This window comes from Natrinema hispanicum (assembly GCF_900111485.1).
Taxonomy (GTDB): domain Archaea; phylum Halobacteriota; class Halobacteria; order Halobacteriales; family Natrialbaceae; genus Natrinema; species Natrinema hispanicum_A.
Genome location: NZ_FOIC01000024.1, coordinates 1 through 16,771, shown reverse-complemented (window position 1 = coordinate 16,771; position 16,771 = coordinate 1). Strand labels below are relative to the sequence as shown.

At 59.9% G+C, this 16,771-nt stretch carries 16 protein-coding genes and 2 pseudogenes; 10 read left to right on the top strand and 8 right to left on the bottom strand.

Features of this window, described 5'->3' with window-relative positions:
* Positions 1-132: 132 nt before the first annotated feature.
* Complete coding sequence (locus tag BSG09_RS15830) at positions 133-1,242, bottom strand: AI-2E family transporter (RefSeq protein WP_092934802.1); 1,110 nt, start codon at positions 1,240-1,242, stop codon at positions 133-135.
* 128 nt (positions 1,243-1,370) lie between these two features.
* Positions 1,371-1,743 (bottom strand): annotated as a pseudogene (locus BSG09_RS15825) (hypothetical protein); the annotation flags it as partial.
* A 396-nt stretch (positions 1,744-2,139) separates the two neighbouring features.
* Between BSG09_RS15825 and BSG09_RS21140 the strand changes: the two are divergent.
* The 8 genes and pseudogenes from BSG09_RS21140 (at position 2,140) to BSG09_RS15790 (ending at position 8,167) form a co-directional block, all read left to right on the top strand.
* Complete coding sequence (locus tag BSG09_RS21140; protein WP_217650147.1) at positions 2,140-2,430, top strand: hypothetical protein; 291 nt, start codon at positions 2,140-2,142, stop codon at positions 2,428-2,430.
* Positions 2,427-2,567 carry a hypothetical protein gene (locus tag BSG09_RS21135; RefSeq protein WP_217650146.1) on the top strand — a complete coding sequence of 47 codons (141 nt, stop codon included), beginning with the start codon at positions 2,427-2,429 and terminating at the stop codon, positions 2,565-2,567. The genes BSG09_RS21140 and BSG09_RS21135 overlap by 4 nt, the downstream gene beginning before the upstream one ends.
* 13 nt (positions 2,568-2,580) lie before the next feature.
* A pseudogene (locus BSG09_RS15815) lies at positions 2,581-3,156 on the top strand (carboxymuconolactone decarboxylase family protein).
* 92 nt (positions 3,157-3,248) lie between these two features.
* Positions 3,249-4,238 (top strand): sulfite exporter TauE/SafE family protein, encoded by a 990-nt coding sequence (locus BSG09_RS15810; protein WP_223174726.1) that lies wholly within the window; start codon positions 3,249-3,251, stop codon positions 4,236-4,238.
* Positions 4,239-4,337: 99 nt separating this feature from the next.
* Positions 4,338-5,201, top strand: coding sequence for an SDR family oxidoreductase (locus BSG09_RS15805; RefSeq protein WP_092934800.1), 864 nt, complete (start codon positions 4,338-4,340; stop codon positions 5,199-5,201).
* Positions 5,194-6,168: a patatin-like phospholipase family protein gene (locus BSG09_RS15800; RefSeq protein ID WP_092934798.1), complete on the top strand. Its 975-nt coding sequence runs from the start codon at positions 5,194-5,196 to the stop codon at positions 6,166-6,168. The genes BSG09_RS15805 and BSG09_RS15800 overlap by 8 nt, the downstream gene beginning before the upstream one ends.
* 302 nt (positions 6,169-6,470) lie before the next feature.
* The gene (locus tag BSG09_RS15795; RefSeq protein ID WP_092934831.1) at positions 6,471-7,568 is read left to right on the top strand and encodes a DUF3179 domain-containing protein; all 1,098 of its coding nucleotides are present in this window, start codon (positions 6,471-6,473) and stop codon (positions 7,566-7,568) included.
* A complete protein-coding gene (locus tag BSG09_RS15790; protein ID WP_092934796.1) occupies positions 7,565-8,167 on the top strand; it encodes a hypothetical protein in 603 nt (200 codons plus the stop codon). The genes BSG09_RS15795 and BSG09_RS15790 overlap by 4 nt, the downstream gene beginning before the upstream one ends.
* Positions 8,168-8,301: 134 nt before the next feature.
* Here the strand turns inward: BSG09_RS15790 and BSG09_RS15785 are convergent, their stop codons facing one another.
* Positions 8,302-9,321, bottom strand: coding sequence for an NAD(P)/FAD-dependent oxidoreductase (locus tag BSG09_RS15785; RefSeq protein ID WP_092934794.1), 1,020 nt, complete (start codon positions 9,319-9,321; stop codon positions 8,302-8,304).
* Positions 9,318-10,682, bottom strand: coding sequence for a dihydrolipoyl dehydrogenase family protein (locus tag BSG09_RS15780; RefSeq protein WP_092934792.1), 1,365 nt, complete (start codon positions 10,680-10,682; stop codon positions 9,318-9,320). Before BSG09_RS15780 ends, BSG09_RS15785 begins: the two co-directional genes overlap by 4 nt.
* Positions 10,683-10,818: 136 nt before the next feature.
* On the opposite strand from BSG09_RS15780, the gene BSG09_RS15775 reads away from it, so the two are divergent.
* Entirely contained in the window at positions 10,819-12,225 is a 1,407-nt protein-coding gene (locus tag BSG09_RS15775; protein ID WP_092934790.1) for an FAD-dependent oxidoreductase, read from the top strand.
* A 27-nt stretch (positions 12,226-12,252) separates the two neighbouring features.
* Here BSG09_RS15775 and BSG09_RS15770 read toward each other — a convergent pair whose 3' ends face one another.
* The 4 genes from BSG09_RS15770 to BSG09_RS15755 form a co-directional block, all read right to left on the bottom strand.
* Positions 12,253-12,852 carry a helix-turn-helix domain-containing protein gene (locus BSG09_RS15770; RefSeq protein WP_092934788.1) on the bottom strand — a complete coding sequence of 200 codons (600 nt, stop codon included), beginning with the start codon at positions 12,850-12,852 and terminating at the stop codon, positions 12,253-12,255.
* Positions 12,853-12,914: 62 nt separating this feature from the next.
* Complete coding sequence (locus BSG09_RS15765) at positions 12,915-13,187, bottom strand: hypothetical protein (protein ID WP_139246232.1); 273 nt, start codon at positions 13,185-13,187, stop codon at positions 12,915-12,917.
* Between the two features lie 623 nt (positions 13,188-13,810).
* Positions 13,811-14,185 carry a winged helix-turn-helix transcriptional regulator gene (locus BSG09_RS15760; RefSeq protein ID WP_008014824.1) on the bottom strand — a complete coding sequence of 125 codons (375 nt, stop codon included), beginning with the start codon at positions 14,183-14,185 and terminating at the stop codon, positions 13,811-13,813.
* Between the two features lie 150 nt (positions 14,186-14,335).
* Complete coding sequence (locus tag BSG09_RS15755) at positions 14,336-14,845, bottom strand: hypothetical protein (RefSeq protein ID WP_092934784.1); 510 nt, start codon at positions 14,843-14,845, stop codon at positions 14,336-14,338.
* 530 nt (positions 14,846-15,375) lie between these two features.
* Here BSG09_RS15755 and BSG09_RS15750 point away from each other — a divergent pair.
* Positions 15,376-16,566, top strand: coding sequence for an ISH3 family transposase (locus BSG09_RS15750; RefSeq protein ID WP_092934782.1), 1,191 nt, complete (start codon positions 15,376-15,378; stop codon positions 16,564-16,566).
* Positions 16,567-16,771: the final 205 nt, after the last annotated feature.

The following is a 16,771-nucleotide window of genomic DNA, read 5'->3' as shown; positions in this document are numbered from 1 at the left end:
GAATTAAACTCGCCTGCGACCGCACGGCCCGTTTCGGGACGTGCGGTCAAAACGGTGAAGCCGCGGTACTTCACAATGCGTCGTTCAACAGACGACCTCCGTCGAATGTCGAGGGTTAGAGCTGTGAATAGTTCACTTGATCTTCTGCAGTACTTCGTCTGACCTCGTCTTATCCACGCTATCCTCGGCAAGCGACTCACTGGTATGTGCTCGAGCGAAAGCATCGAGAATGAGCTTTGCGCCGCCAAGGACGACAGGGCCAATAAAGAGCCCGATGGCACCGAAGACGATGAGACCACCGAAGATGCCGACGACGACAATTGCGGAATTGAATGCACTAGTACGCCCGATCAGCGCAGGCCGAAGGTACGAGTCCGAGAACGTGACCAGCAGTCCGTACACGACCATCGCTGCGCTGGCGGCTGGTCTCCCCATTGCAATCAAATAGGCTGCTGCCGGAATCCAGATTCCGAACGCACCGACCAGCGGAAGCAGTGTCAGAACGAACGTCGCAACAGTGAGGAAAACGATGGCGGGGACACCTGCGATCGCGAGCCCAATTCCGAGCATCACCGACTGAATGGCCGCGACGGCGACGTTCCCGACGATCGAGGCCCACATGAGCTGATCCAAACCAGTTCGGAGCTCTGCCAATACCTCGTCGTCGATCGGCAACACCCACTGCAGCCATGCGACGAGTTGTTCTCCATCTCGCAATAGCGCAAAGAGGACGAATAGCGTGACGGTCAGGCCGATGAAGATACTGGGCAGATCACCGACGACAGTAATGATCTCCCGCATAACCTCTTGGAGAGTGGACGCAATCCGGTGTTGATTTGCTTCATATAGTCCAACGAGATCGGCCTCATACCCGTTGCTCTCAAGATTGACTTCGATCGTCCCGAGGAGTTCTTCGATCGCCTCACCGTTGGGTTGTCCCTGTCTGATCGCACGGACAAGCCGGAACGACTGTCGAACCGCAGTCGTGATAATATAGACGAGCGGGAGCAGTACGACGAGTACAGTTGTTGCGACCACGACGATCGCCGCGACTGTCGGTCTGACGTATTGCTCGAGGCGGTGCTGTACAGGTAACATAATGTACGCGAGCACGATTCCGAAGAGGACGTACTGCAGGTACGGCAGGAGAACGAACAGTGCGAGGAGACTGCTTACCAGTGCGAGTATAGTTACGCCGAGCTGTGCGGTGACCCAGTTCGGCAAATTAGTACTATCTGCCACGTATGAATGAATACTCAAATATAAGATAAGTCTGATGATACAAACCGCTGTTTGACCAGCGCGAGATGTGGAACCTGCCCATCCTTCTCGCCGTTTGCTATTGCAGATGACGGGTGTGGTACAACAGCTCAGTACTGGTGTTCGAAGCAGAGTTCGTCGTGTCTGTACGAATATGATTTGATATCAGCCTCGTCACAGCGTGCACTGAGGTCTGCTGGCTGTCTGCTCACCGAATTCCTTCTCGAGATGGTTGCAGAACGAAACAGTGATATCTCGGCCACCGTCGTCTACGACCTCGAGAACAACTGCGAGATCCGGATCGTCGTAATCCGGCTTGATGACGTAGTCGCCCGGCGTGAAGGGGTTTTCTGCGTCCTCGAGATTCGTGTGCTTGTACGTGTAGAGTTTGATGTCCTGATCGTCACAGTAGGAGGAGAGCTTCGCTGGATGGATTTCGCGCCAATTTCCAGGACCGTCGTCGAGCATATTCGGGAACGCGACGAGTGAACCCCACGGACGGATACCGGCGCGTAATCTCCCCTAACTGACATGTCAGATTTCATTTTATATTCGTGCGGAGCTATCCTCGGTATGGAGGCACCTGTTGTACACCCTCCACGTCCCGACAATACCGTTACAGATTTCGAACTCCCGAACGCAGCAACCGGTCCTGACCCGTTTCGACTGAGAATACGCCGCGCTCCCGACAGCGACGCGATCGTCCTGAAATCTGAATCGGCAACTACTGTTCACGCCGGGGAGGATGGCACATATTACCGACACTGCTCGAGGGGTGACGAGCGACGGGATGGTCGTGCAGACAGGTTGTGGACTGGGTGTGTGACTGAATTAAACGACCGCGCCGCGGCTTAATAGCCGTCGTCCGTCTAATAGATCATGGCAACCGTACGTGCCGGGCTGGCCGGTGGCGTCATCGCAACGATCGGTATGACTATGTCGATGCTGGTGATGGGCGACGGTGGACCGCCACCGACGGCACAGGTCGTCTCGACGTTCGCCGGTGGTGATCCTGACGACTACGCGATGCCTGGGATAGTGCTACACATCCTGTACTGCATTGGGGCTGGCGTCGTTTTCGTCGTCGGCGTCCCGTTACTTGGGCTTGAGTTCGGCTCGATCGGGAGTAGCGTGGCGCTCGGTCTCGTCTACACGGAATCGTCCTCATGATCGGTGGGATGGCCTTCTGGATGCGAACGGTCATCGGAATTGAACCCGACCGTGGCATGATGACGATGTTCGGGACGGTCCACATCGTCTACGGTGTCGTCTTGGGTGCAATCGTCGGGGCTGGAATCATCGCATAAGAGAGTGACCCACATGTCACGACTACCCCTGCTCGAACTGGACGACATTCCGGCGGAGTACCACCACCTGTTCACTGATGACTACCTCGGCGACCGCCACATCTTCCGCGCATGGGCGCATAACCCCGAGGTACTCGAGGCCACGCTGGAGTATCTGAACACGCTGTAAGATCAGCTCGGAGACAGACGCAAGGAGCTGGTTATTCTCACTGTCGCTCGAGCCCGAGGTGCCCGCTACGAGTGGCACCAGCACGTCGATATCGCCCGCGACAAGGGCGTTACGCTCGAGGAGATGCGAGCGATCGGCGGTGATGATCTCTCCGGGTTCGACGACGCCGAGTTCGTGTTGCTCCAGTACGCTCGGGCCGTCGAATCCGGAACCGTCACCGACCAGATCCACGAGGCGCTCTCGCGACAGTATTCACCAGCGGAGATCGTCGCACTCGGCCTCCTCGTCGATTTTTACGTCGGACTATGTAACTACGTCGCCGCCGTCGATCTCCCGTTCGAGGGCGGCGAATTCATCGGCTGGATCCCCGACGAGGAGTCGATTGCAGAACTGTTCGATGAATCGGCAGCCGGCTCGTGACGACCACAGGGACACGACAACATGATACGTCGGATCGATAGATTCCCGCCGACCGTTTTCGACCACCGTCACGGCACCCGACCTGCCCCTCGATGACCAGAAACCGTACTGCCGTGATCAGCGGCTTCATTGGCGTTCTCGGGCTATTTGTTTGTTCCGCGGCGTCTGGGTTGGCTGGACTCGGACTCGTCGATGTCGTGCTACAGTCGCTTCCTGTACCGGCTGGGTTTCCGATCGAACAGTTTCTCGCCCACTGGTGGGTGTTTCCGGCGTCGGTTCTCTTCTCGCTGGTCGCGCTCTCCTCGGGCGTCTCGGGCGCGTTATTTTTCAGCCCGTTCTTCATGCTGGTCGTGGGCCTCTCGCCCTCGCAAGCGATCGGTGCCGGCCTCCTGACCGAAGTATTCGGCATGGGCAACGGATTGCTGAACTATGTTCGCCAGCGGACAGTCGATTATGCGACCGCGAAGTGGCTGCTCCTCGGTGCGGTGCCGACTGTGGTAGTGGGGGCGTTCGCCGCCCATCACGTCCCGACGACGCTGCTGACCATCGCTTTCGGCGCTGGGTTACTTCTCCTCGGAAGCTTCCTCGTCTACTACGACCCGCCCGAAAAGTGCGTTCCAGGTGAGGGCGAAGGGTCGTTCCTCGAAGAGAAGAACACCGGCCGTGGCGAGACCGTCATCGAGACGACTGACGGCGAGACGTTCAGGTACGACACCTGCTGGCGACCACCCGGCCTTGGCCTCGCGACCGCCGGTGGGTTCATTACCGGCCTGATCAGCGCCGGACTCCCGGAGATCACGACGACACAGTTGATCGTTCGGTGTCGACTCCCACCCAGGGTGGCGATCGCAACGAGTGTGTTCGTACTCGCCATCGCTGCGATCGCCGGCGCTGCTGTCCACGCGCTCGCTGCCACGCCGGTCTGGTACGTCGTTGCGTGGTCGATCCCTGGCGTGCTGATCGGCGGCACCGTCGGGACGCGGGTCGGCAAGTACGTCCCCAGCGAGATCATGGAACCGGCGCTCGGCGTCGTGTTCGCGCTCGTGGGTGTGATCGTGCTCGGTAGCGAATTACTTGCGTAGATCGAGACTGTTCAAGCACCCTGACGAAAATCGGCGTGTGTCTCGGATACACACTCACTACACCATTATACGCCCAATGGGCGTAGTTCTGTCATGAGTATGTCTGACAATGAGTTCGATATAGCTGAACCGGAACTGCGGACAGCGGACCTGCTCGTTCTCGAGGATCCACACTTCGGCCCCGAAACCACGGCCGTCGTAACGGGGGCCGCATCGGGCATCGGACAGGCGACTGCGGTCGCCCTCGCAGCGAACGGTCTCACGATCGTCGGTGCCGACATTGACGAGGAAGGCCTCGAAGAGACGACAGAACTCGCCGAGAGTCTCGACGTGCCGGGCAAGATTCACTCGGTTCCGACAGACCTCACCGACGACGCCGACGTCAAGACGATGATCGACGTCGCGGCCGAGGAGGGAGACCTCCGGTACGTCGCGAACATTGCGGGGATGCAACACATTGCGTCGGTTTCAGAGTTCCCGATGGAGAAGTATGACTTGCTGCTGGACATCATGTTGCGGGCTCCGTTCTTGACAGCCAAATACGCGATGCCCCACGTTCGTGCCACCGACGACGGCGTCGGTGCCATCGGAAACATGTCCTCGGTCCACGGGCACTATGCGACCAAGGATAAGCCTGCCTACATCACCGCGAAACACGGGCTGCAGGGACTTACTCGAGCCATCGCCGCCGAAGGTGAGGGAACGCTCCGTGGATTCTCGGTCAGCGTTGGATACGTCCTTACGCCGCTCATGGTAAATCAGATCGAGGACACAGCCGCGGAACGCGGCATCTCAAAGCGGGAAGTCGTTGAGGACGTGATGCTTGGACAGGCCCGCACGAAAGAGATGATGACGCCGGCCGAGGTGGCGAACCTCTTCGTGTTCGGGTTTTCACAGCACGGCAAACACCTCAATGGCGGCGACCTGCTCTGGGACGGCGGCTACACGACGACGTATGAGTGAGGGCGACCCGACGCGTGTCGCCATCGCCTGCCAGGGCGGTGGCAGCCATACAGCGTTCACCGCGGGTGTCCTCCGAACGCTGCTCGCAGAGTGGGACGACGCATACGAACTCGTCGGGATCAGTGGAACGTCCGGTGGCGCGTTCAACGCTCTCGGAATGTGGTACGGGCTTGTCACTGGCGATGCCGACCGGGCGCGTGCGACCCTCGACGGGCTCTGGACTGATCTAGCAGCCGACGGGGGACAGGACCGCTGGCTCAACTCGCTGGTGACGACGATTTCGCGACTGGAAAGCGCTGGCTTTCCACTTCCCTCGATCAGTCCGTATCAGGTACTCGGACCGGAGGTCGGGAAGCAACGAATCAAAACGGTGCTCGAGCGACATATCGACTTCGACGCGATCCCGGACCTCTGTCAGAAGCAGGTCCCAGAACTCGTGATTGGGACGGTCGACATCAACGCTGGCGTCTTCGAGACGTTCGTCAACGAAGCGGTCACCGTCGATGCCGTCCTCGCATCCGCGGCGGTTCCGAACCTGTTCGAGGCCGTCGAGATCCACGGGCACCTCCACTGGGACGGCCTGTTCTCGCAGAATCCCCCGGTCAACGACCTGATGGGACTTCCGCCGGAACGCAAACCCGAAGAGTTGTGGATCATACAGATAAATCCTCAAGAATTCGAGGGAGAACCTGGCACGCTGGACGTCATCGCCGACCGGCGCAACGAACTGTCGGGGAATATCTCTCTCAACCAAGAGTTAGGATTTATCGAGCGAGTCAACGAGTGGATCGCAGACGGAAAACTCCCCGCCGACGAGTTTCAGCAGACGACCATCCGCCGTATCCATATGGGAACGCGATTTCACTGCTCGACGAAGGTCGACCGTGATCCGGCGTTCCTCAACGAACTCCGGTCCCTGGGCAACCAGCGAGCCCGCGAGTTCCTCGACTCGAGACCGGGCTCGTGACGAGGACGCTCTCAAGTACTTGCCCTCGAGCGGTCCGAGCATGACGCCGGCGTGCAGCTCGCAATCGTTGTGTGGTGGTGTATAGTAGCCACTGAACGTCACTGCACACCTGATCGCACGACTGCTGTGCGATCGGTATGTGAATCGTTTCAGTTGTTACTATGCTTCGTCGGTGCCCACTCGACGCTGCCTTCCGCAGCAGCGACGGGCGCTCGGAACGTCCCGTTCGTCGAGAACACTGCTGTGTGTCGGTCACACACGACTGGCGCTCGGTTATGAGTGTTGCGCTCCAACCGACGGATATGCCAGATAGACACGAGAGTGTGGGCGTCTCCCGGCGGTGTTTCTTCGGCGCGGTCGGTAGCGTTGGCCTCGCTGCGCTTGCTGGCTGTCTGGACGGGTCCTTCGCGCCTATCTCGGGCGATGACGGGAGTGCGATCACTAGCGCTCCGCCCACGGTCGACCGGTCGCTCCCCGAGGAGTACACGACCGACGAACTCGACGAGGCGAGTCTCTCCGGCGGCCCGGGCAAGGACGGCATCCCCTCGATTGATGAGCCCGAGTTCGCCGCAGCCGACGATCCGCCCTCGAGGCTGTCGCCCGACGATCCAGTCTTCGGCGTCGAACTGAACGGCGACGCGAAGGCGTACCCCCAGTACGTCCTCGTGTGGCACGAGATCGTCAACGATGTCGTGGGTGACGAAGCCGTCGCGGTAACGTACTGTCCGCTGACCGGGACGACACAGGGGTTCTACCGCGGAGCGAGCGAGTTCGGCGTCTCCGGTCGCCTCGTCAACAGTAATCTCATCATGTATGACCGCGGGAGCGATACATGGTGGTCGCAGGTGCTCGCACGGGGGATCTGCGGCCCGCACGAAAGGGCGTATCTGTCGGAGTTTCAGGTGACGTGGACGACGTGGGGACAGTGGCGCGAGCGACATCCGGAGACGGCCGTGTTGACCGAGAATACTGGCCACGCCCGAGATTACGGCGGCGATCCCTACGGGCAGTACAACCCCCGAACCGGCTACTACGACGACGAGAGCTTGCTGTTCGACCCGCTGGCGAGCGATGACCGATTCCACCCGAAGAAAATCGTCGTCGGGGCCCGGAGCGCCGACGGAGCGCTGGCCGTTCCTAAGTCGGCGCTCCGAGAGCGTGGGGTTGTCGTCGGCTCAGTTGGCGACATTCCCTATGCGACCGCCTACGACGAGGAACTCGATACGGGCTACGTCTACCGCAACCCCAACGACCGGTCGGTCGAGTTCGACGGCAGTGCACTCATCGTCGACGACAATGAGTACGAAGCGGACGGGCTCCCGCTCGAACGCGTGATCGGAGTTGACGCGATGTGGTTCGCTTGGTACGGCTTCTACCCCTCCACAGAGGTCCATGGATGAGCACCTGGACCCAGTTCGATCCAGCGCCGAGGCGACGGATCGACGAGACGATTGCCGCGACGGCACTCGTCGTTAGACGCCGCGATTCGCTGGCGGTCGTCATTTTCGTCGGGATCGGCTACCTCGCGGCCTTCCTCTGGGCCATCGGCGACCTCGCGATGCGACCCAGCGCGGCCCCGAGCCTGATCATCGTCGACGACCCACTGGTTCGGATGTTTCAACGGACCGGCCCCGCGTCGTTCGAGGCCGTCGCACTGCTCGATACCGGTGTCGTCCGACTTCTGGTGTCGCCGATCGACGTCACGATCGGGCTCGCGATAGCCGGTCTCGTCGGCCTCAACCTCGGACTGACCTATCTCGCAGTCGTGCAACCGACGGCCTGCGGGATCGGAGCTGGCTCAGGGCTGCTCGCGTCGGTGCCAGCCCTGCTGTCCGGGACGGTCTGCTGTGGGCCCGTCATCCTGATCGCACTCGGGATACAGGCGAGTGGCCTCCTGTTGACACTGTTCGCCTGGCTGTTGCCGCTCGGAGTGGTGGTGCTGTTTGCCAGTTTGGCGTACGTCGCCGGGAGGGTTGACGTCGCGAACGCATCAAGCTGAGAACGACGGCGGATCGCAGCGACGCTCGAGCCTGCGAATCGACTCGACCCCCCATACGGACTCCTGTTAGTCAGCACTAGCGGGTTCACGATCCGTCATGAGAGTGTGCCGAAAACCAGTGACAGGGAACCGTCTCAGTCGTATGTGTGGAAGTCGACCGCCTGCTCGAGCAACTCGTCCGGTATCCCCGGGACTTCCGCCGAGCGAACTGGCCCCTGTTCGTCGAGGATGTCGGAGTCCCGCGGGAAATCGCGCAGCCGAAAGTGCACGTCGATTCCCGCTTTCGCGCCTTGTCCCATCCCGACCGGAAGCTGGTTGTGGCCCGGCGTACAGTCGCCGACGGCGTAGACGCCCTCGACGGAGGTCTGCCCGTGATCGCCGACCTCGATGGTCCCGTCGTCGTTGATCTCACAGCCGAGTTCGCGGGCGAGGCCATTGTTGTACTCGGCACCGTACATGGCGAACCCACCTCTGTACTCCCGGACAGTCCCATCCTCGAATTCGAGCGCTTTCAACCAGCCGTCGTCGCCGTTCTGCACGCCTGTGACATCTTCGTGGACGACATCGATGGGATGGCGCTCGAGCATGCCGGCCGTCTCGTCGCTCCACTCGGGATCGTCGCCGCGGGTGAGCAGGTCGACCTCGTCGGTGAAGTTCAGCATGATCCCCGCGACGTGGGCCGCACTCTCCGAGTGGCCCATCACGTAGACCGATTTGTCGACGAACATGTGTGCGTCACAGTGCAGACAGTAGTGGAGCCCGCGACCGGTCCGCGGCAGTGGCGGTTCCGGGCGAACGTCGTTGAATCCCGTCGCGAGGATCACTATCTCTGTGTCGTAGTCGTCATTGTTGCCCGATAGCCGGATCAGTCCTTCCTCCTCGCGGGAGCACGAACTGACCAGATCTTGGTAGAAGTCACAGCCGTACTCCTCGAGCTGTTCCCGCCCGATACCGAGGAATTCGGCACCGCTCGTTTCCTCACGAACGCCAAGCAGGTTGTGGACCTCCTGCATCATCGCTGCCCGACCGCCGCCGCGACTAACGACCGCTGTCCGATGACCCAGTCGCGTGCTGTACAGCGCTGCTGTCATCCCTGCAGGACCACCACCGACGACGATCACCTCGTATTCCGTGGACGGCGGTTCCTCGCTCATTGCCGTGTTACCTCTTGAAATGCGGCCTCGAGAACCTTGCTTAGCGTCGGATGCGCATGAATCGTCCCGGCCACGTCGTCGACGGCGAGTCCGTGTCGCATTGCGAGGACCGCCTCGTGCAGTAGCGTCGACGCCTCGTCGCCGATGGCGTGGACGCCCAGAATCTTCCCGTCCGGGTCGGCAAGCACCTTCACAAATCCGTACTCGAGTTTCTTCGCCCGCCCCATCGCCGAGTCGCTGTAATCGGCTCGGCCCACGACGTACTCTCTGTCGTCGTCTTGGAGCTCTGCCTCGGTCGCCCCGACGCCGGCGATCTGGGGGGCAGTGAAGATGGTATGGGGCATCGCCGAGAGGTCGATGGCCGTTCGCTCTTCGTGGACGACGTTCGCGACTGTATGCCGCGTCTCGAAGTCGCCGGCGTGTTTGAACAACGCGTTCCCAGCGACATCGCCCTGGGCCCACACGTTCTCGGCGGTCGTCTCGAGATACTCGTTCGTCTCAATAAATCCACGATCGTCGATGTCGATGCCTGCCGCCTCGAGCCCTAGCTCGTCGCTGTTCGGCCGTCGGCCGAGTGCAACGAGCACCTCGCTCCCCTTGACTGTCAGTTCTCCGCCGTCCGCCGTCTCTGCGTGGACGGCGTGGCCATCACCGCGCTTTTCGACGGCGGTTACGCGGTGGCCGGTGTAAACGTCATGGCGCTCGGCGGCGAGTTCGGTGAACGTTGCAGCGATCTCGTCGTCTTCCCGCGGAACGAGCGAGTCCATCATCTCCACGATCGTGACGTCGGTGCCCATCGACTGAAACACGTACCCTAATTCCACCGCGATGTACCCGCCACCGAGTATGACGAGGCTCTCGGGCAGCTCGCGGAGGTAGAGGGCGTCCTGACTGGTGAGGTAGTCAATCTCGTCAAGGCCGTCGATCGGTGGGACGATCGGCCGGCTCCCCGTAGCTATGACGACCTTCTCGGCGGTGACAGCTTCGCCGCCGAGCTCGAGCGTTCGCTCGTCGACGAACTCGGTGTACTCCGTAAACAGCGTGAGATTGTCCGTTTCGCGGTACCGGTCTTCCATGTCCTCGGCGATCCCACCGAGCAGGTCGTCCATCTCGTCGACGACAGCGGCGTGATCGATTCCGTCGATGAAAGCGTCGACGTGGAATCGTTCGGCGTTCTGGACGTGATTTACGGCGTTTGCCGCCTGAATCAGCATCTTCGAAGGGTTACAGCCTCGATTCAAACACGTTCCGCCCAACGGTCCCGGTTCGACCAGTGCGGTGTCGAGCCCAGCGTCGGCAGCAGCCGCAGCGACGTTATTTCCGGTTCCGCCGCCGACGACGATGACGTCGAAATCAGCCATAGGTACGGTACTGAACAGTAGCGATGGTAAAGAACCCCGTGCGCAGGTTCAGTTCGGTTGCACGCCCGTGCGGCGGGTTGGGAACTAAAGTGCACACTCGAGCCGCAGTTATACGATTTCCCGCAAAGTTCGACCTGTGAGCACGTTCGTTGTCGTTGGCGGTGACGCCGCAGGGATGTCGGCAGCAAGCAAAGCAAAGCGCGACGATCCTGACCTCGATGTCGTCGTATTCGAGCGAGGGCAGTGGGTATCGTACGGGGCGTGTGGCCTCCCGTACTACGTGAAAGGCGAAATTCAGTCGCTGGATGACCTCGTTTCGGTCACGCCCGAGCAGTTTCGCGAACAGCGGGATATCGACCTCAGAACCGGCCACGATGTCGTCGATATCGATCCGACGACCCGAACGGTGACGGCCCGCACTGACGGCGGAGAGATCGTCCAGGAGTACGACCACTTGCTCGTAGCGACCGGCGCGACCGCAGTCACGCCGCAGATCGACGGGGTCGACCGGACGGGCGTCTACACGCTCGGCTCGATGTCGGATGGGACGGAACTCCGCGAGTACGTCAGCCGTGCTCGGAGCGACGGAGACCTCCAACAGCCCGACCGTGGCCCAGCGTGCCAGTTCCTCGAAACATGCAAGGGCCCCGTCAGCATCGTCGGTGGTGGATACATCGGCGTCGAGATGGCCGAAGCGTTGGCTGCGAACGAGTTCGAGGTCCATCTCTTCCAGCGTGGCGATCGGGTTCTAAAACAGTTTAGCGAGGCTACGAGCGAGACCGTGCTCGCCCATCTCGAGGAGCAAGACGTCGCAGTCTATCTCGACACGGAAGTCAAAGAACTCGCCGGCAACGAGGCGGTCGAGGCGGTCGTGACAACCGACGAGCGAATCCCTGTCGAGATGGTGCTTGTCGGAACCGGTGTTCGCCCTCGGACGGCGCTCGCTGAGGCTGCTGGAGTCGAACTCGGCGAGACGGGCGCGATCGCGACCGACCGATATCGGGAGACGAACCTGCCGGATGTCTACGCAGCAGGCGACTGTGCGGAAGCTGAGCATGTTGTTACAGGTGAGCCGGTGTACGTCCCCCTCGCGTTGACTGCCAACCGACACGGTCGAGCGATCGGCCGGACGATCGCTGGCAACCCGACCGAAGGGGGCCGTATCGCGGGGACAGCCGCGGTCAAAGCGTTCCACGTCGAGGCGGCTCGAACCGGGCTCCTCGACCACGAGGCTCGCGAGGCTGGCTTCGATCCGATCACGGAGACGATCGACTCGAAATCGCGTGCTGGCTACTACCCCGAAGGTGGAACAGTACGCGTGACACTCACTGCCGACCGCCCATCCGGACGCGTGTTGGGTGGCAGTCTCGTCTCCGAGTACGGCGAAGGTGCTGTCCACCGAAGCCACGCGCTCGTCGGTGCGGTTACCGAAGGGATCACCCTCGCCGAACTCTCCGACTACGATCTCGCATACGCGCCACCGTTCAACACGACCTGGGATCCCGTGTTGACCGCAGCGAAGGTACTCGAGGGCAACCGATAATTCCCGGTTCGTCGTGTGCTGTCTCTGTCAGTCGTCACGTTCTGGAAACGATTCCCAGAACACGTCTGGGAGCTTTTGATCGGGGTTCTCTTCGAGATAGTCCTGTTTGGTCAGGTTCGCATCTTCGATGAGTGCAGCTGCCTCGCCAGCCCAGACGTAGAACCCGATCAGCGTCTCGCGACGCATGCGCTCGAGATCGACCGAGTGATAGACGTTGACGACACCTCCCGCTTCCCGGTTCAGTTCCGACCGCCGGAGGAGCCCGAGTTCGACCAATTTGTTCAGATATCGGGTGACTGTACTTCGGTCGTATCCGAGCGCCTCGGCCACTTCGTTCGCCGACAGCGGGCCCTCTCCGATGACACACAGACAGATGTCCAGCCCTGCTTTCGGGAGCCCGAAGGCCTGGAGCAGTACCTGCCTGACATCCGGTGGCTTGACGCACATTTCCAAGTCAGTCACGCGTTCCATCGGTTTGTTGTGACAAGACACCGGCGGATCGTCGCGACCGAGGACGAGGACGACGTTATCACAGTCGGGACACTCGAAGAGATCGTATCGGTTGGATGATGGATCGTACTGGACCTCTTGTGGTCCTTCGGAGTCGGTCGTCTCGCTATTAGACATTCGCTTCCAGTGCCTCCATGTAGTACATCGTTAGGTGGGCACGTGCTAAATACTAACTCACCTCATTTATCCGGATGTATTGCCCCCGGATCAACGATCACTAGCTCGTCGAGTTCGAGTTCGAGCAGTTCTTCACCGGTAACTGTCACACGGACGCTCCCGTCCGATCGGATCCGAGCCAGTTCGCAGTCCGCCAACCCGTGGAGGTGAGATTCAATCGTGCGTTCGTCAGCTTCGAGTGCCGCTGCGAGTGCTTCGACTGTCGTCGTTTCTCGCGTCTCGCTATCGCTGGCTGTCGTGAGTTGCTCGAGCACCGCTCGTCTCGTTACTGCCATGGCGCTTGGAGCGCTGTCCACACTAGTGGTTCGTCACGTCTGACGTTGCGGGTCGAACCGATCGCGGTTATCTGGTTCGACTCGCACGTCGACGCGTGACGGAGTACTAGCCGTGGTGGTACGTTGGGCTGTACGGACGTTCGCATCAGTCCGCTCTCGATGGAGCTTACAGAGACGGCTCTCGCAGTTTGTTTCTCTCGCTTAGAGCGCCTCTTGTACATGATGGCTCCGCCTCGAGTCTAATTATCCGTGCGTCTGACCTCTCACGTAACTCTCGTCACGGCTCCAATCTGGCCCGGAGTCCAGTTCCCGAACGGTGTTCAGGCTCGCGTTGGCTTCCATGCTTTGTGGGCTTGCGACAGCAACTCGTCGCATTCCAGAAGCCGTCGGGGAACGACTGTTGCTCACGGAATGAACTTCGCTTGCTCCCTCGGATCGTAATAAGTCGTGAGAAGCGCTCATCATGGGCGTTCACTCCCATTTACATTAGCGGTGACGTTGCTTATCGGTTCGTCGGGAGTGTAACTCAGTCACAGTAGCGCTCCCAACTCCGAGGTCATGGGCTGTAGCCCTACTATCCCAACGGCGGTCGGGATTCCACGTCGGTCACATCGTGGGAACTCTCACGCGATCGAGCTTTCCTTGTCCCGTGCAGCCGTCAGGTGTTCCTGTCCCCACTTCGCCATCTCCTGAATCACTGGCTCTAGCGATTTCCCGTGTTCGGTCAACGAGTACTCGACCCGAACCGGTTTTTCGCTGATGATCGACCGCTCGATCAGCTGTTTGGCCTCGAGATCCTCGAGTGAGTCCGAAAGGACTTTGCTCGAGATCCCGCCGACTTCTTCTTTCAGTGCGTTGAACCCAAGCGGTCCATTGGCAAGCAATCGATGGAGAATAACGGTGTGCCACTTCTTGCCGATTAACGTCGCTGTGGAGGTGACAGGACACCAGTCTTCGCCTGCACACCACACTTCCAGTTGTTCAGTCGACTCGCTCATATCTGTACACTAGTGCTGAAACGGTATATAGTTACGTGTTGTAACTAAGTTACTAGTCAGTACTATCCTTTGTCGGTCGATACATCCTGCTCACGGAATGTTCCCCGAATGAGTGCGATACGGCACAAGCACACTCATACGCTACTCGCCTTAGTCGGTAGTGTCGTCTCGAGCAACGAGCGCATACGCCAGCGCAACGGGAACAGCGTAGACGACGTGGCCGACGAGGCTCACGATCGTGCCGGGAATCGCGACGTTCGGGAACGGCGGTGCACCGGGGAAGCCGAGCGTCGAAAGCCAGATCGGCATCACGAGGACCGCGAGAGCGGCAGTTGTCAGCACTCCGTAACCGATTCCGAGTCCGATCGCGGGACCGACGTGCTTTGCGGGGTCGGCAAACGGCCCGAACTGGACGAGTGCGACATAGGCCAGGCCGAGGACGACGCCGTGGAACTGGTGGATCGCCCAGCCTGCGAGCAAGGCTGGCCCTTCGATACCGTACATCGCGGGGATCGCCATCTCGAGCATCGGTGCTGGGATGACGTACTGCATGATGAGGCCGAAGAAGACGCTGCCGACGAAGCCGCCAATCGCTCCTGCTGCCCAATCGACGGGCGTGACGGTACGAATCGAAGTTGTCGTTTGTGCTTCAGTAGCCATGGTTGTAGTTACCTTCAGTAACTTCGTTTGCGACCGCCCCACATAATTGTAAGCTAAGCTAGAGGTAATGGCATTACGACGCAGTAACGTCGATTCGTATCGACGGAGAGAGCCCTATCCGACGGCTGACACCCCCTCAATTTTCCTCGACTGAATTTCTGAGAGTTGAACCGTCAGAACTTATCGAATCGTGACATCGGCGAGCGCCAGGTAGAGATTCCACCATGTCGAGAGTGATCATTAAGCTCCTCCCCGACGAGCGTGTCGATGAACGTGTCTCTGCTCGGGTACGATCGTCACGGTCGTGTATAGTCGTTGCATCGGCGCTGAAAACATATGTAACGACACGAGTAACAGAGGATCATGGCTCACGTCCCGGACCAACTCTACGACCTTCCACCGAGTGGGAAACTCGTGTTGAAAGTCGCTAGTTGTCCACTCTGGCTAAGCGGCCAGCTGGCTAACACGTAGTGATGAAGGAAGCGGGTGAATCAGAAATCTGATTCATCCGCTGTCCGGATCCGCACCTGATGAACCTTCCAAAACTCAAGCAGGTGCTTACTGATCCAGACGAGTTCATTTCGAACCGGCAACTCAAGGCTCTTTCTCTGGAGCTCCTCCTGTTGATTCCGATGCCGGGAATCGAGGGCTCGCCCCTCGATCCCGGCGATATCATGGAAGTCGTTCTTCGAGCCGCCGCTGGGACAACCTCTGTCAACGGCGTCACGACCAATACAGAGGAAACGCCCAATAGAGAACCCGTCATGGATTGGCTCCACACGCTCCAAAAAGACCCGATGCTAGACGCCGTCAACGATATTCTCGCTACGCTGGCGATGACGGTTCTCGACCGCCACAGGTCGAGAACCGTCTGTATCGACTTCATGGACAACCCCTTCCACGGAAATCCCAGCAGTGACGGCGAGATCAGACGGATGTCTGCTCGGGACGGGACTACCCAGTGTCATCGCTACTGCACAGCGTTCGTGATTGCGCAGGGAAAGCCGCTGACACTCGCGGTTGAACCGGTTGCTGGCGAAGATAGCAAGGCCGACGCGGTCGAGCGCCTGCTCGCCCGCGTCGAGACGTATCCATTCGAGATCGACCGAATTCTCATGGATCGAGACGCCTACGTCGGGAAGCTGATTGGCGTCCTTCGAGAAAGTGCACCGCCAGTCTTCCCGGTCAAGACCGGGAAGGCGTCGATCCGAAAGAAGCTCTCCGTAACGGCGTCATACATGACCGAAGAGACGATTTGTGAGGGGAAAGAGCACGAACAGACGTTTCCGATGGCAGTGAACGTTACCTACCAGAACGGTGACCGTGGAAAGTCTGGCGTGAAGGCGACCGGATACGCGGCGTACGGTCTGGAAGACCGGACGCCGACGCAGGTTGCGACGATCTACAACAAGCGGTCACAGATCGAAAAGAGCTACGAGAAGTTCCGTGAAGCGCGTGCAGTGACGACAACACCGTCAACGACGATTCGCCTCTTCTACGTGGGTGTCGGGTTCTTGTTAGAGCAGTTGTGGCTGGTATTACAGTGGGCCGTGCTCGCCCGGCCACGCCGTGGCGGGCGAGCACTTCCCGTTGAGTTCACGTTCGGAGATGCGTTTCTCCACGGAGTCGTCCGGGAGTTAGACCGCGATCTGGGATGGAAAGAGAAGCATCGGACGAACGGTACCGGATTGCCACCTGGATGTGATCACGGACTCGGCTAAGCCGCCTCGCTTCTGACGAAGCGAGGTCGGCTACTAGCGTCAGCTATCTTTCTCGTCGTCAGAATCTCTGCCAAAGTGAGCGTAGTGAGACAGATTCTCAACTGTGTGCTGTCTCCTCGTCAGGTTACACACTGATTCTGCCTCACGTCTCGTCTATTTCCTCGGATCTGTCCGTGGCGTGATTGACGCAGTGGACAACTAGCGA